Source organism: Bombilactobacillus bombi, from assembly GCF_003522965.1.
GTDB classification, from domain to species: domain Bacteria; phylum Bacillota; class Bacilli; order Lactobacillales; family Lactobacillaceae; genus Bombilactobacillus; species Bombilactobacillus bombi.
The window spans coordinates 1,474,687-1,488,380 of record NZ_CP031513.1; the positions used below are offsets into that span (position 1 = coordinate 1,474,687).

Sequence of the window (13,694 nt, forward strand, 5' to 3'; positions counted from 1 at the left end):
TATCATACTTTAACCAAGAGCAATAATCAAAGTTCATTTGCCATAATTTAGGGATTCTTATTCTGTGTTAACTTATGAATCATATCTTTACCTAATAAAGCTTGTATATCTACAGAATAAAAACGGGAACGCCACAATATAATTAAACCTAAAACTGCCCAAATTGCTAGTAATAGATACTCAATAGGCCAGATTAACGAATATTTGGTAATGGGTAAAAAATTAATTACAGCAATGGATAACGAAGCTACTCCTCCTATAATTGGCCATAATAAATGACGGTTACGAAAACCTGCTGGCAAATGAGGATACTGATGGCGAATTTTGAGTAGGCATAAAACATTAAAAGCCCACGCTAACGCAATCAAAAAGCCACCTACATCTAAGAAATATACTAAAGCACCCTTACCCAGCCAACCTAAAGCTAGTACTAAAACCAACACTACACTGACAGCTCGTGCTGGCGTTTGATAACGGGCATGTAATTGCGCTATTCCTTGCGGTAGCAAATTGCCTCGTGCCAAAGAAAATAACAATCGTGAAGAAGCTGAAAATAAATTCAAAAAACCCGTCATCAAGCCTAAAGAAGAGATGCCAAACGCAATCATCCCTAGTATTGGAAATCCGGCAGCAGTAAAGGCATCGATTGTTCCCATGGTCATTTGGGCTGTTTTTTGCCAAGGCCAAATCCACGCTGATGCCAATAACACACTAATATAATAAGTGGCCGCTAAGACAATTGAAAAAATGACAATTAAACCAATTTTTCTAGCAGGCATTTGAGCCTCTTCAGCTAAAGTCGCAACTGACTCCCAGCCTGTTAAAAAAGTCATTGCTGGAATGACAAATCGAATAATTGCTGGCAAAGGCTTTTGCTGATTATGAAATGCTGGCCAAAAATTATGCATTGATCCGTGACTGAAACCTATAACTATTAAAATAAGACCTAAAATAATTAAACCACTCAGTAAAACAACTTGTACCTTACTCGTTAAATGTGCGCCACGATAAGTAACCCCATAAACTACCAAAGTAATTAAAACACCAATTGCTAATTCGACCAATGAAATTCGCACTCCAGCAAAGCTATAACCAATTCCTTTAGTGATAATCGGAAATAAACGCGCTAATAACAAGCTTGAAGCGGTTACATAAAACCCTAGCAAACTAATGTATCCTCCCAGTAAAGCCCAGGCAGCAAAAATGGCCCCTGGTTTGCCAAAAGCTACATATCCATAAACCACCTCGCCACCGGCACGCACAAAAGTGGTAGCTAATTCAGCAAATGATAAAGCGGCAAAAATGGCCAATACAGCAGCCAGCAACAAGCCGCCAATCTCACCACCAGCACCATATTCACGAAAAAACTGGCTATTTGTATAAATCCAACTACTGCCAATTGTACCACCAGCACCGAGAGCAATTAATCCACTCGAAGTAATACTCTTTTTAACTATTTTTGTACTCATGATTCCCTCCCTTGTTCAATCTTTTACATTGAATATCAATTAAGTGATGAGCTTAATTTTGATCTTCAATACTTCACAAACTCTCATAGAAACTATACTGTAACCGATATCATTGCAAATGTCAATTGTGAAATACTACTAAAAATAAAAGGGTAGAAACAAAATTTTGTTTCCACCCTAAATGTTTATTTAAATAATAATTTTAATTTAACGCATACTTCTCAATAGCAGCTGCCAGACCATCTTCATCATTAGTACCAGTAACAAAATCAGCATGTTGCTTAGCTAAGTCGGTCCCATTGCCCATTGCCACAGCAGTCCCGGCAAATTCAAACATCGGTAAATCATTTTTTTCATCGCCGACAGCCATCACTTCAGCAGCAGACAAATTCAAATGTTGAGCCAGTTGTTGCAAAGCAACTCCTTTATTAACTCCTAAATGCATCACTTCTAAAAAATTAGGCCCCGAACGAACTACAGATAACTCTTGGCCAAAAACTTGTTCTACTGTCGGCTCAATTTGATCCAGTAAAGAACTATCTCCAACAAATAACCCTTTAGCAATTACAAAATCAGCGGGCAATTCATCAGGCTTGCGAATGAACACACCGGCACTATTTTCCCAAGCTTGAACCACAGTCAGCCAATTAACATCATGATCAGCAGTATAAATTTGACTATCAGGAGCTACAACATTAAACGGAATCTTATGCTCTTGACTAAAAGCAGTTAGTTGGCGGTACCACTGATTATTAACTAATTTTTTGGAAATAATATCACCTGCTACTGCTTCAATAATTGCACCATTATAGGTAATAGCATATTGTTGAGAACCGCTAATGTTTAAAGCTTGTAAATAAGGAGTTAACCCTGCTAATGGTCGTCCTGAACATAAAACCACTTTAATTCCCTGTTCTAAACAAGCAGCAACAGCTTTTCTTGTAGATGGCAATAATTTGCCTTGTGAATCTAATAGAGTATCATCGACATCGACTGCTAGTAAGCGAATTGTCATTTGTTTGCTCCTTTTCGTTTAAAAATAATTGTAACAAATACCTGATTTGAAAGAAATAATTTTCCAAATCGGAACGCAAATAAAAAAGCTGGAACAAATCTAGTTTGTCTCAGCTTCCAGTACTTATACGTGATGTGTAATTTTTATTTCTTAGCAGACTTTTTAGCTTCAGCCTTTTTCATATCATCAAGACCATTCATCAAGAATGATAGTACTTCATCAGTATGTTGACGACGCTTAGCTGAATTAAGCTTAGATGTTGGGCGGCGACGTCCCGTAACGCCTTTATGTGTATTAACCATGATATGTCCTCCTCCCCACTATAGACTTAACCTCTATATTTTAAGAGAAAGCCAGCTAATATTCAAGTTTAATTACCATTTAAGCTACAAAAAAATATGCGTAGTAGCTGAATTTTATTAGTTAGTATGCTAACATAAATATAGAGGTGTTGCCAATGACAGAAAATATCATACATTTAGTTAAAATTGTCTCCAATCAGTTATCCCGGAAAATGAACAAATTTGCCAAACAATTTGGTCTAACTGGGGTACAAATTCAAATCATTGATTATTTAAATCATTTACCGCAGAATCAATTCGTCTATCAGAAAGACATCGAACGAGAATTTAATATTCGTCGTTCGACTGCAACCAGTGTTCTCCAAAAAATGGAAGAAAATCAACTGATTATGCGGAATGTTTCTCCATCTGATTCACGGATTAAAATTATTTCTGCTTTGCCGAAAGCTGAAGAAATTCAGCCGCAAATTTCTGAATTTTTAGCTGCTACTAATGCTGAATTATTAAACAGTATTAGCACGTTTCAACGTCGAGGCTTTTTGAAAGCCCTCGATAAAATTTCCACAGAATTAGCTGCGGAAGAAAAAAAGGAGCATAATAATAATGACACAGAACATCCTCTTTGATTGTGACCCCGGTAGCGATGATGCTATTGCGATTTTAGAAACTTTTGCCCATCCTGAAGCTATTAAAGTTCTTGGAATGACAACAGTCGGTGGCAATGGTATTTTGAAAAATGTTACTCGTAATTTGCAACATTTATTATGGTTTTTAAAACAAGAAACTCCGATGGCTCCAGGACAAGCTGAACCAATTATTAAAAATCTCAAAAATGCCACTGAAATTCATGGTGAAAATGGCTTAGCTGGTCCAACTTTTCCTGAAGAAGCTGACCAATATCCAATTGCCAGCAATAATGGAGTGACCTTTTTACATCAAATTATCAGCCAAAGTGAAACTCCAGTTACAATAGTAGCAACTGCTCCCTTAACTAATATTGCTTTATTATTGAAAGTCTTTCCTGAAGACCGTCAAAATATTGAAAAATTAGTGATTATGGGTGGTACTTTAAGCGCAGGTAATGTTACGCCCGCTGCCGAATTTAACTTTTATGTTGATCCTGATGCGGCTGATATTGTTTTACGGGCAGGAATTCCTACGGTCTTATGTGGCTTAGATATCACTAATAACACCGGTTTAAGTGCTGACCAAATTAAATCTTTAGAAAATCGTGGCCCTGCTAGCCACTTAGCTTATGAAATTTTAATGCCTTATTTTCAAGCGGAACAAGGCGAAGGTTTAAAGCGGGCTGCCATTCATGATTTAGCTACAATCACTTACTTATTAGACCCAACAGTTTACCAAGGTCACCAATATGGTTTAAAGATTAACAATACTTGGGGAGAGCTTAGAGGCAAGGTCGAAATTGATGATAAAGCTAGCCAAAAAAATGTTTTAGTTTTAGATCAAGTTGACATTGAACGAGCATCCCAGTTACTCTTAGATTCTTTAGCTATTTTAGACAAACAGTTACAATAAACTGAAAACAAATTGCTTAATTACATTTACAGATTCATCGTGCTAGTTTATAATGATTATAAACTAGTTTTTTTATTGAGGAAGCGATTTGATGCATTTTCGGAAATTGATGATTATTTTTGGTATTGGTATTGTGGCCCTAATTTTGGAATTTGGTTTTCACCAAAATTTATGGGCGCAAATTATTATTAGTGTTGTTGGCCTGGCCTTAGCCGTGTCAATGACTATTGAAATGATTAAGACCTTGCGTTCTGGTAAATATGGCGTAGATCTTTTGGCTATCATGGCAATTTTATCGACGTTAGCGGTAAGTCAATATTGGGCCAGCTTGATTATTCTTTTAATGTTAGTCGGTGGCGATACTTTGGAAGATTATGCCGCTAACAAAGCTGGTAGTGAACTCAAAGCTCTTTTAGAGCATGCACCCGAACAAGCCCATTTACTGCAAAAAGATGGCACAATTAAAGATGTAGAATTAGATGATGTGGCTATCGGCGCCGATTTGATTGTAAAACCTGGAGAACAAGTTCCTGTTGATGGAATTGTTACCAAAGGTAGTGGTACTTTTGATGAATCTTCACTAACAGGTGAATCAAAGCCCGTCGATAAAAAAGTTCATGATGAACTAATGTCTGGTTCAATTAATGGTTCCACCGCGATTGAATATCGAGCTACCAAGTTAGCTACTGATTCTCAGTATCAAAAAATTATTCGTTTGGTTAAAGAATCCCAAAACCAACCTGCTCACTTTGTCCGTTTGGCTGATCGTTATGCTGTGCCCTTTACAATTGTAGCCTTAGTTATTTCTGGAGTCGCTTGGTTCATTTCTGGAGATCCTAATCGCTTTGCACAAGTTTTGGTGGTTGCCTCTCCTTGCCCACTAATCTTAGCAGCTCCTATTGCTTTAGTATCAGGTATGAGTCGCACCAGTCGTAACGGAATTATTGTAAAAAGCGGAACCTCCATTGAAAAAATGGCGTTGCTCAAAACTATTTATTTCGACAAAACGGGCACTATTACAACGGGTGAATTGGCTTTAAATCAAGTTCAACCAGCTAACGACTTTACGGCTGAACAGTTATTAAAGTACGCAGCTAGTGCTGAACAGCAATCTAACCATGTCTTGGCAATTTCTTTATTGCGCAATTATCATGAACAATTATTGCCTTTAACCCATTTAGAAGAAAAAACTGCCCAAGGTGTCCAAGCCCAAATTGAAGGTCATGTAGTCAAAGCGGGAAAAATGGACTTTGTTAATCCGGGACACAAAGCAGATAACGATGATCCTACTATTTTTGTAGCAATTGATAATCAATATGCTGGTAAAATTACTTTCATTGATCAAATTCGACCAGAAGCCCAACAGACGATTACTGATTTACGTAATTTAGATATTAAACACCTCAAAATGTTAACTGGCGATAATAAGCCCACTGCCCAAAGAATCTCACAAACCGCTGGTTTGACTGAATTTCAAGCTAACTTATTACCCGAAGATAAAATCAAAGCTTTGAAAAATACACCTGAAAATGAACGGCCCATGGGAATGGTGGGCGATGGCGTTAATGATGCTCCTTCCCTAGCTGTAGCTGATGTAGGGATTGCGATGGGTGCAAAAGGATCGACTGCCGCTAGTGAGTCAGCCGATGTGGTCATTTTAAAAGATGACTTAAGCCGCCTTGTTCGCGGAGTAATTATTTCCCGGGAAACAATGTCCATTGCTAAACAGGCTGTTTTGATTGGAATTTTTATTTGTACGGCTTTAATGTTAGTGGCTGCTGTCGGTATTATTCCCACTATTATCGGCGCTTTATTGCAGGAAGTAATTGACACGGTATCTATTCTTTGGTCTTTGAAAGCTCGTCATGGTAAGACAACCTTTGAACAACCATTACCAACAACTCCCAAAGCTAACAATTAATAAATAATAATAAGAGGTTGAGACATTGTTTGTTTCAGCCTCTTTTTGTATCTTATAATAAAGTCATAAAGGAGGATTTTATAATGGCTCATTTACAAATTATTAAAGGTGATATTACCAAAATACCCGCCGATGCAATCGTTAATGCTGCCAATACCGAATTAAAAGGCGGTGGTGGTGTGGACGGTGCGATTCACCAAGCGGCAGGAATAAAAGCATTAAATGCCGCTTGTGCTAAATTGCATGGTTGCCCTACAGGTCAAGCTAAAGTGACACCCGCTTTTCAACTAGCTGCTAAAATTATTATTCATACGCCGGGACCTATTTGGCGTGGCGGTGATAATCAAGAAGCAAAGCTTCTCGCTGCTTGTTATCACAACAGCTTACAAAAAGCCCAGGAATATCATTGCCAAACGGTTTTATTTCCCTCTATTAGTACTGGTGTCTATGGCTATCCCTTGCATTTAGCTGCACCAATTGCTATCCATGCTATTCGAATTTTTCCTACTGATTTATCAGTTCAAATGGTTTGCTTGGATGAAGCTACTTATCAAGCTTATTTAATTGCTGACGCTGCCAAATAATATAATAATTAGTGACAAAAACCACCATGATGACTCCTAGAATACCTAATAGTAATTCTAAGATTGCTGAAACTAAAATCGCATTATTCATGACTTTCACCAGTGAATAATGTAGCTGAATCATCCATAAACCTAAAGTCAAATAACTACCGAAAAAACCAAATAGTAATGTATTTAATGCGGTGGCAATATTTTTACGGCCAATTTCTTGACCAGCATGTAATAATTGTTGCTTGCTGATTTGAGGTTGATAAGCAACAATTTCCCAAACACCAGAACTCACAGCAATACTAGCCTCGGCTATTGCCCCTAGCGTGCTAAATAATAACACCACAACTTGAATCTGCGGGAAAGATACTCCGACAGGCAAAATAAATTGTTCGATTTCGTCAGTATCTTCAATAGAAAATCCTTGACTGAAAGAAAAGCGAACAGCTACAATTGCCATCCCTAAAATTACCACCAAGACTATTAAAGTACTTACAATCGCGCTTTGGCGGATTTGTTGATTTTGTGTATGCGGATAAATTGCTAAAAATACTAACCCCACCGCAAAAACACTACCAACAATCAAAGGATTAAATTCATCAGCAATTAACATAATTACCAACATTAAAACAACAAAACCACCAACTAAACTTAAAAAAATTTTTAAACCTTGTTTGCCAACAACTAAAATTAAAGCCAGTAATAAGATGCCAGTTAATACCCACATTAAGCTTCACCTCGAAATAATTTTGCTGCTAAAAATGCAGTAATCGGTACTGCTAACACAATACCTAAAGCACTAATGACTGTTTGTGTATATTCTAAAGTCATAGTTCGAGATAAAGCAAAATTAAGAGTGTTGCCGTTCCGCAAGTACAAAACCACTAAAGGAATTAATTCTGCTAAGAACAAATAAAACAAAATATTAATTAAAGGACCAATAATTTCCCGGCCTACTGTCAAACCCGAAGTGAATAATTGTTGTTGGGTGATAGTTGGCTGTTCTTGTAATAATTGATACACTGACGCAGTAATATCCGTAGTTTCGTCCATGCAGGCCCCTAAAACTCCTAATAACGTTTCTGCCAAAAAAATTACTTGAAAAGGCTGAATCCCATAAGCTAAAGTTTCATAATGAATACCTTGACTATGTGTCCCCACAAGCACTAACACACTTACTCCTAACGCTAAAAATGTACTCAAAATAGTGGCACTGCTAGCAATGATAGTTTGGCGCGAATAACCAAAAATAATCCCTAAAGTTAAGAGCGTTGCCGCAATAGTTAATATAATAGTTAAAAATAAAATATGTTGATTCTGCCAATGTGTGGCTAATAACAATAGCCCGGCAAATAAACTGCAATTCACTACCGCACTCAGCAAAGCTCGGGCGCCATGATTTTTTAAAAGTCCCAATAGACTCAAAATCACAATTGCTAACAATAGCCACACAATATTGTCCCGTTTAGGATTTAATAAGGTTAAATGCTGTACATGGCGACCAGGACTCAGAATGACATAGTCATATCTGTGGTACTGATTAGAGTCAGCTTGTGATTGATAATAGGTATTAGATAATTGTACTTGTTGCTGTTTTAACGGCCCCTTAACAAGTTTAAGTTTTAAACGTTGAGTAATTTGAGTATCTTGATTTTGATATTCACTTGTAATAGTTCGTTTTTGAACTGTTTGTACTTGTTGCACCACAGCAATGTTTTGATTGCGATAAGACCATTGAACAAAGATTATAATTATTAGCCATAAGCCTATTGCGCCTAAAAACCACGCATGTTTTTTTAGTTGCGCCACAAATAAGACCTCCAATTTTGTGAAATACAGAAAGCTGCTGAAAAAACTAATATACACATAATAAATCTAATTTTTCTGAAAGTCTTATATTTTTGTTTGTTAAGAATTCTGTTATTGCTATATTTTTATCTGGATAATACCATAAACCAGTTCATTTCCAGATAATGATATATTATACTAACCATACAACTCAATTAAAGGAATGGTGAAATCATGCATAAAAAAACTCTGGCCATCATAATCTCTATGCTATTATTAAGTTTGGGCACTGAAACTTCTCTTGTTGCTGCAAAAACAAATCAGTATAATCATGATTACATAGTTGTATATAACGCTCAGAACCAAAAAATCACCACGATTACATCGAAAAAAAGCATCAAGTATCTCTCAGATTTTGCGGGTGACGTCGGTGGAAATGAAAAAGGTATTCATAAAAAGCTAACTAACAATGCTCAGCTTAGTTATAAATATGTCTTTCATAGTGGCAAAAAAAGCAAATTATCTTACAAATTGAATTTGTATGTTTATCCCAACGTTAAAGAAGTCAAGATGACTAATCTACCTATCGTATCTAACGGTGTTTGGCAAATAGATAAAAAGCAACTGCACAAGTTAGATAACCCTAAAAAATTTAATAATAATTAAGCAACAATTAAAAAATTTGCTCATTGCTTTTATGATTTTTGTTATTATAACTATCATATTATATTTTAACTTCAAAAAGTGAATGCACCGCAGATAACTATAACCAAGTGACTTAAATTTGAGTCCTAATGCTTGTATTTCTGCTTATAATGTTTCAGATTAAAGATTGGAATTTTAAATAAAATAAAAAGTAACCCAGAAATTCTTCATCGATTTCTGGGTTATTTTATGAGATATTAGGCTTTCTTGCTCAGATAAATTCTAAAATGAAGCGATTGGTACATATCTAGTTTTTCTGTATAATATTAATCAGCAAGAAGTTTTATGGGCGGTGGCTGTTTGATCTTCAAGGAGGTGCTTGCGTATGAAGATACGGAAGAATACTCAAGAAAGGATATACAGCTCACTTGGATACATTTCAAGTTCGGTCACTTATGATTTCCTTTGCGCTACTTATCGTAGCAATTATGGATCATCATGACGGAAAATAAAAAGCCGCCCTGTGTAACTTTGGCATGTTACAGGACGACCAATAAATTGTCTTAACACTTGCCACCGCCTTTAAAGCGGCTTGCACAAGAAGTCCTGCTGGAACAGGGCTTCTTTTTATATTTCTATAATAACATATTCTTAATTTTTTTGTTGCCAAGAAACAATCCACTATAACTTTAATAAGCTATAGAATATGCTAGTGAATTATAAAATAGGAATTCATGAAACTCATACCCTATGTCTTCATGCTGCAGTTTTGTTGCTGATATATACGGCAATTTAGGTTTTAAAATAGCCACCTTTGACTAAGCTGTAGAATCCAATATTGGCGATCAAATATTGTTATTAATATAAGATATAAATTATTACAGCACTAATAATATTAATTATACTTTCTATACCTAAACTATTAACTGCTAGTTTACGGAGTTTTAATCTTTTATAAAATTTTTTTATAATCATTGGATCATTAATCGTTGGATCATTAATTATTTTTTTAAAATAAAAACAACTAATACCAAAAAATATTCCAGACCAAACAAAATAAATAAATATTGGTAATGATGAATGTGATAAAACAAAAAAACAGAAAGATCCCAAAATAAATAATAGTAGAGCTTGGATTGCGATAACAAAATTTTTGATTTGATGATCGATGTTATGATTTTTAAAAGTTTTTATCTTTTGTTCATTTGTAAGATTAGTTGAAGTGTTATGAAAACAGTAAAACATTATAACGATAATTAAAAAAAATAGTATATTTAAAATAGTTAAAATTAATATCATTGATAATTGCTCCTGGTTAATTTATTTTTAAGGTACCAAACTATGAAGATACAGAAGAAAACTCAAGAAAGGATATACAGCTCACTTGGATATTTTTCAAGTTCTATCACTTAATGATTCCTTTACACTAATAAAAAGCCGTCCTGTGGTAACTTTGGCTAGTTACAGGACGACTAAATTTTAGTCTAATAGTACTGCCGCCTTTAAAGCAGCTTGCATCAGAAGTCCTGCTCAAACAGGGCTTATTATATTTGTATAATACCATAATTTCATGGTTTGGGGACGCTGAAGACGGTAAGTCAATCATTATCGATGATAAATTATTTCAAACAAATTAAAAGTGTTATTTTATCCCTCCCCAAAATGACTAACAATTACTTAAGCATAATTTCTCCACCATTACTATATAATCCCAATTTACTACCATTGACATACATATCTCGAGATTTATTTTTGAAATTACCGCCGTTTAAAAACGCATAATATGAAATTTTTGAATGAGTAGAATTGTTAATTTTGATACTACCACCATTAGTTTTTATCTTTAATTTATCCAAATTTTGTAATTGCTTACTAGAAACATTCACATTAACTATTGGCCTTTTCTTAGATAAGATAACCCCCAAGTTCTTCTTTTCCGTATCAAAATTCATACTAATTATATTTTTAGAAGTTAAAACAATCTCCTTAGTATTTTTGATTGGCGCATAGCCATTGGTTACAACCTGTGGCGTATTCCCTGACTCAATGTTTAAGTTAACATCTGTCCCGCCAGTATTAATAACTAACTCCTTAATGTTTTTATTCACTTCTACATTTTTTTGAAAAGAGTTATAAGGATGATTAAACATCAGTCTAATTAAAACGCCGACTATTAAGACAACCACAATAATCGTTGCTCCTATCGCAAATATCTTCTTATTCATGTGTTCCCTCCTTCAATGTCTATATATTAACCCAGCCAAAAGTTGACTAATCAAAATTTCTTTAACGGTTGATTTCTTTCTTGAACGGTCAAAATTAAATAAAAATGACTGCATCCATTTAGTGAATACAGTCATGATTAATATTATTTTTCTAATAATTTAATTTTTCTACGTGCAATTAGACAGCTGGCGCCAGTCTTTAATCTTAGAAGATTTTGCTTTTTATCGATGTAATCAAGATAATCCAAATTAACCAAAAAAGATTTATGGCAACGAAAGAAGTTATCAGGCAATCGTTCCTCTAACTCTTTTAAATCCCCCGTAACTAATGATTCTTTGTCAGTTGAATGCAGCAAAAGCTTATGATTGCTGGCAGTTTCAACGTAAGTCAGAGAATTTAAATTAAGATAAAGCACGCGATCATTGAGATTAATCGCAATCACTTTATTATCTACCGCATCTATAGCCAATTGTTGCTTGATCGTTTGAAATACCTTTCTTACATTAGACTGTAAATCGCCTTGATCTTTTAGAATAAAATCTAAAGCAGCTACTTGATATTTAAAGGTTTCAAATGCCATTTCATCATGGGTAGTAATAAAAATAATATATCCATGACTGTCCTTGGCTCTAATTTGACTCGCTAATTCAATCCCATTCAAATCGCTGTGCAAATCAATATCTAGAAAATAAATCCCCTGCTGATTATCTAAACATTGTAATACTTGATGAGGATTAGCAGTTGATAAAACTACCTGCATATCCAAATTTTCAATAAAAATATAATTTTTAATAATTGTGGTTATTTCTTTTCTTTGACTAGGATCGTCTTCACATATATAAATATTCATCAGCTATACCTTACTTAAAGTTAATTTCTGAATAAAAAAATCAGGCGTAATTTCTGTGTCTATAGAACTGTGCGGATATTGTTGTAATATTTCATTAATGTTAGCTAAACCCAGACCTTGATGCCCTTTTTTATTAGTAAATCCAGATTTATAAATCTCTGATAAATTAATTTTTTGAAAATAACGATTTTTAATTACCATCACTAGTTGTTGCTCTTTTTGATAAAAGACGATTGATAAATATGTTTTTTTGTCACTAGAATCAATTTGACTAAAATCTAAAGCTTCCATCGCATTATCAAGCAAAATGCCTAGACACCGATTATATTCATAAATAGGCATTGCATTCGGTAAATTTTGGATTGGATTAATAATTTCAATGCGAAAATTATTCTGATATTGATTAAATTTGCTCAACTTTAAAGCCAATAAGCCCTTAACTTCAATAATTTTCATATTTTGCAATGATTTCAAGTTAAATAAATCATTAGTTTGATTGATATTGTTATTATTCACAACTTGATAAAAATACTTTTTCAAACCTTCCAAATCTTGATTTTCAATGTAGCCAGTTAACCCTGCTAAAACATTTAAATAATCATGCTTAAATTTGCGAAATTCTGTTTGGGCATATTCTAAATTAGAAAGATACTCTACTAACTGCTGATTAGTTTCTTGTTCATGCCTTAATTGCAAAAGTTGTTGTTGACTGCGTAACCAAATTATACTGACAAAACTCACGATCACTATAATCAATAAAAAAAGCAAACTTACTTTAGTAGTAGTACTATTACTATTAGAATTATCAATTTGACTAAAAAATGCTATAACAATTAATAAAATAGTACTGCCTACTCCTAAGGAATTCATACTGTGCGTACGCAATAGTGCATATACTTTAAAGTGTTTAAATAAGTAATGTAATCCTTGAGCCAGCAATAGTACTATTATCGTCATCAAAATAGTATTACTCAAAATTAATTTCCAGTTACTTTCCTGTAAAGCATAAGGGATCTTAAATAATGCATATACTAGCACTTCACTGGTTTGAGCGGCAAAAAGAATTATTAAAAAACTCAATATTAAAAAGAAAAAATTAGCCAGCAATTTTTTTTGCAGCAATAAGTAAAGAGCCACTATTAATATTTCTACAGCAAATAAAACCATCAAAATTACATTATAATCAAAATAAACAATCCCTAAAATAATTATTCCAAAAGTAATAATTGAGCTCAACGCTAGCTTTAAAAAATCCAGCAAAGTTAAATTTATTTGAAAAATATGTAAGCATAGCCAATATAACAAACAATAATAGCCTAAAATTAATAACATCCTACCCTACCTATAATTTTAATTAATCATTATTC

Annotated in this window: 14 protein-coding genes; 5 read left to right on the forward strand and 9 right to left on the reverse strand. The window is 34.2% G+C overall.

The genetic code is table 11. The features are described 5' to 3' along the window. Positions 1-47 precede the first annotated feature (47 nt). From DS830_RS07180 to DS830_RS08900, 3 genes are all read right to left on the reverse strand, one after another. Positions 48-1,469 carry an APC family permease gene (locus DS830_RS07180; protein ID WP_118908810.1) on the reverse strand — a complete coding sequence of 474 codons (1,422 nt, stop codon included), beginning with the start codon at positions 1,467-1,469 and terminating at the stop codon, positions 48-50. 202 nt (positions 1,470-1,671) lie between these two features. After that, positions 1,672-2,484 carry a Cof-type HAD-IIB family hydrolase gene (locus tag DS830_RS07185; RefSeq protein ID WP_118908811.1) on the reverse strand — a complete coding sequence of 271 codons (813 nt, stop codon included), beginning with the start codon at positions 2,482-2,484 and terminating at the stop codon, positions 1,672-1,674. Positions 2,485-2,627: 143 nt separating this feature from the next. After that, on the reverse strand, positions 2,628-2,786 hold the full coding sequence (locus DS830_RS08900; protein ID WP_162887550.1) for a hypothetical protein: 159 nt from the start codon (positions 2,784-2,786) through the stop codon (positions 2,628-2,630). Positions 2,787-2,941: 155 nt separating this feature from the next. Here DS830_RS08900 and DS830_RS07190 point away from each other — a divergent pair, with 155 nt between their 5' ends. The 4 genes from DS830_RS07190 to DS830_RS07205 all read left to right on the forward strand — a co-directional run bounded on the left by DS830_RS07190 (position 2,942) and on the right by DS830_RS07205 (position 6,830). After that, the gene (locus DS830_RS07190) at positions 2,942-3,412 is read left to right on the forward strand and encodes a MarR family winged helix-turn-helix transcriptional regulator (protein WP_118908812.1); all 471 of its coding nucleotides are present in this window, start codon (positions 2,942-2,944) and stop codon (positions 3,410-3,412) included. After that, on the forward strand, positions 3,390-4,325 hold the full coding sequence (locus DS830_RS07195; protein WP_118908813.1) for a nucleoside hydrolase: 936 nt from the start codon (positions 3,390-3,392) through the stop codon (positions 4,323-4,325). The genes DS830_RS07190 and DS830_RS07195 overlap by 23 nt, the downstream gene beginning before the upstream one ends. A 91-nt stretch (positions 4,326-4,416) precedes the next feature. Next, positions 4,417-6,246, forward strand: a complete 1,830-nt coding sequence (locus tag DS830_RS07200) for a heavy metal translocating P-type ATPase (protein WP_205526777.1) — start codon at positions 4,417-4,419, stop codon at positions 6,244-6,246. A gap of 83 nt (positions 6,247-6,329) precedes the next feature. Then, positions 6,330-6,830, forward strand: coding sequence for a macro domain-containing protein (locus DS830_RS07205; protein ID WP_118908815.1), 501 nt, complete (start codon positions 6,330-6,332; stop codon positions 6,828-6,830). Here DS830_RS07205 and DS830_RS07210 read toward each other — a convergent pair. Beyond that, entirely contained in the window at positions 6,790-7,545 is a 756-nt protein-coding gene (locus tag DS830_RS07210) for a YibE/F family protein (RefSeq protein WP_118900229.1), read from the reverse strand. The genes DS830_RS07205 and DS830_RS07210 overlap by 41 nt on opposite strands. Continuing rightward, positions 7,545-8,627: a YibE/F family protein gene (locus tag DS830_RS07215; protein WP_162887551.1), complete on the reverse strand. Its 1,083-nt coding sequence runs from the start codon at positions 8,625-8,627 to the stop codon at positions 7,545-7,547. Before DS830_RS07215 ends, DS830_RS07210 begins: the two co-directional genes overlap by 1 nt. 246 nt (positions 8,628-8,873) lie before the next feature. Here DS830_RS07215 and DS830_RS07220 point away from each other — a divergent pair, with 246 nt between their 5' ends. Beyond that, entirely contained in the window at positions 8,874-9,272 is a 399-nt protein-coding gene (locus tag DS830_RS07220; protein WP_205526778.1) for a hypothetical protein, read from the forward strand. An 837-nt stretch (positions 9,273-10,109) separates the two neighbouring features. Here the strand turns inward: DS830_RS07220 and DS830_RS07225 are convergent. From DS830_RS07225 to DS830_RS07240, 4 genes are all read right to left on the reverse strand, one after another. Continuing rightward, a complete protein-coding gene (locus DS830_RS07225; RefSeq protein ID WP_118908818.1) occupies positions 10,110-10,550 on the reverse strand; it encodes a hypothetical protein in 441 nt (146 codons plus the stop codon). Between the two features lie 374 nt (positions 10,551-10,924). Then, positions 10,925-11,476 (reverse strand): hypothetical protein, encoded by a 552-nt coding sequence (locus DS830_RS07230; RefSeq protein ID WP_118908819.1) that lies wholly within the window; start codon positions 11,474-11,476, stop codon positions 10,925-10,927. Between the two features lie 143 nt (positions 11,477-11,619). Next, entirely contained in the window at positions 11,620-12,327 is a 708-nt protein-coding gene (locus DS830_RS07235; RefSeq protein WP_118900219.1) for a LytR/AlgR family response regulator transcription factor, read from the reverse strand. Between the two features lie 3 nt (positions 12,328-12,330). After that, positions 12,331-13,563 (reverse strand): GHKL domain-containing protein, encoded by a 1,233-nt coding sequence (locus tag DS830_RS07240; protein WP_205526779.1) that lies wholly within the window; start codon positions 13,561-13,563, stop codon positions 12,331-12,333. Between the last annotated feature and the right edge of the window lie 131 nt (positions 13,564-13,694).

What these genes read in the sequence shown, in the direction of transcription:
- DS830_RS07180 (WP_118908810.1), bottom strand. Translation starts at nt 1,469, where the DNA reads ATGAGTACAAAAATAGTTAAAAAGAGTATTACTTCGAGTGGATTAATT.
- DS830_RS07185 (WP_118908811.1), bottom strand. Translation starts at nt 2,484, where the DNA reads ATGACAATTCGCTTACTAGCAGTCGATGTCGATGATACTCTATTAGAT.
- DS830_RS08900 (WP_162887550.1), bottom strand. Translation starts at nt 2,786, where the DNA reads ATGGTTAATACACATAAAGGCGTTACGGGACGTCGCCGCCCAACATCT.
- DS830_RS07190 (WP_118908812.1), top strand. Translation starts at nt 2,942, where the DNA reads ATGACAGAAAATATCATACATTTAGTTAAAATTGTCTCCAATCAGTTA.
- DS830_RS07195 (WP_118908813.1), top strand. Translation starts at nt 3,390, where the DNA reads ATGACACAGAACATCCTCTTTGATTGTGACCCCGGTAGCGATGATGCT.
- DS830_RS07200 (WP_205526777.1), top strand. Translation starts at nt 4,417, where the DNA reads ATGCATTTTCGGAAATTGATGATTATTTTTGGTATTGGTATTGTGGCC.
- DS830_RS07205 (WP_118908815.1), top strand. Translation starts at nt 6,330, where the DNA reads ATGGCTCATTTACAAATTATTAAAGGTGATATTACCAAAATACCCGCC.
- DS830_RS07210 (WP_118900229.1), bottom strand. Translation starts at nt 7,545, where the DNA reads ATGTGGGTATTAACTGGCATCTTATTACTGGCTTTAATTTTAGTTGTT.
- DS830_RS07220 (WP_205526778.1), top strand. Translation starts at nt 8,874, where the DNA reads ATGCTATTATTAAGTTTGGGCACTGAAACTTCTCTTGTTGCTGCAAAA.
- DS830_RS07225 (WP_118908818.1), bottom strand. Translation starts at nt 10,550, where the DNA reads ATGATATTAATTTTAACTATTTTAAATATACTATTTTTTTTAATTATC.
- DS830_RS07230 (WP_118908819.1), bottom strand. Translation starts at nt 11,476, where the DNA reads ATGAATAAGAAGATATTTGCGATAGGAGCAACGATTATTGTGGTTGTC.
- DS830_RS07235 (WP_118900219.1), bottom strand. Translation starts at nt 12,327, where the DNA reads ATGAATATTTATATATGTGAAGACGATCCTAGTCAAAGAAAAGAAATA.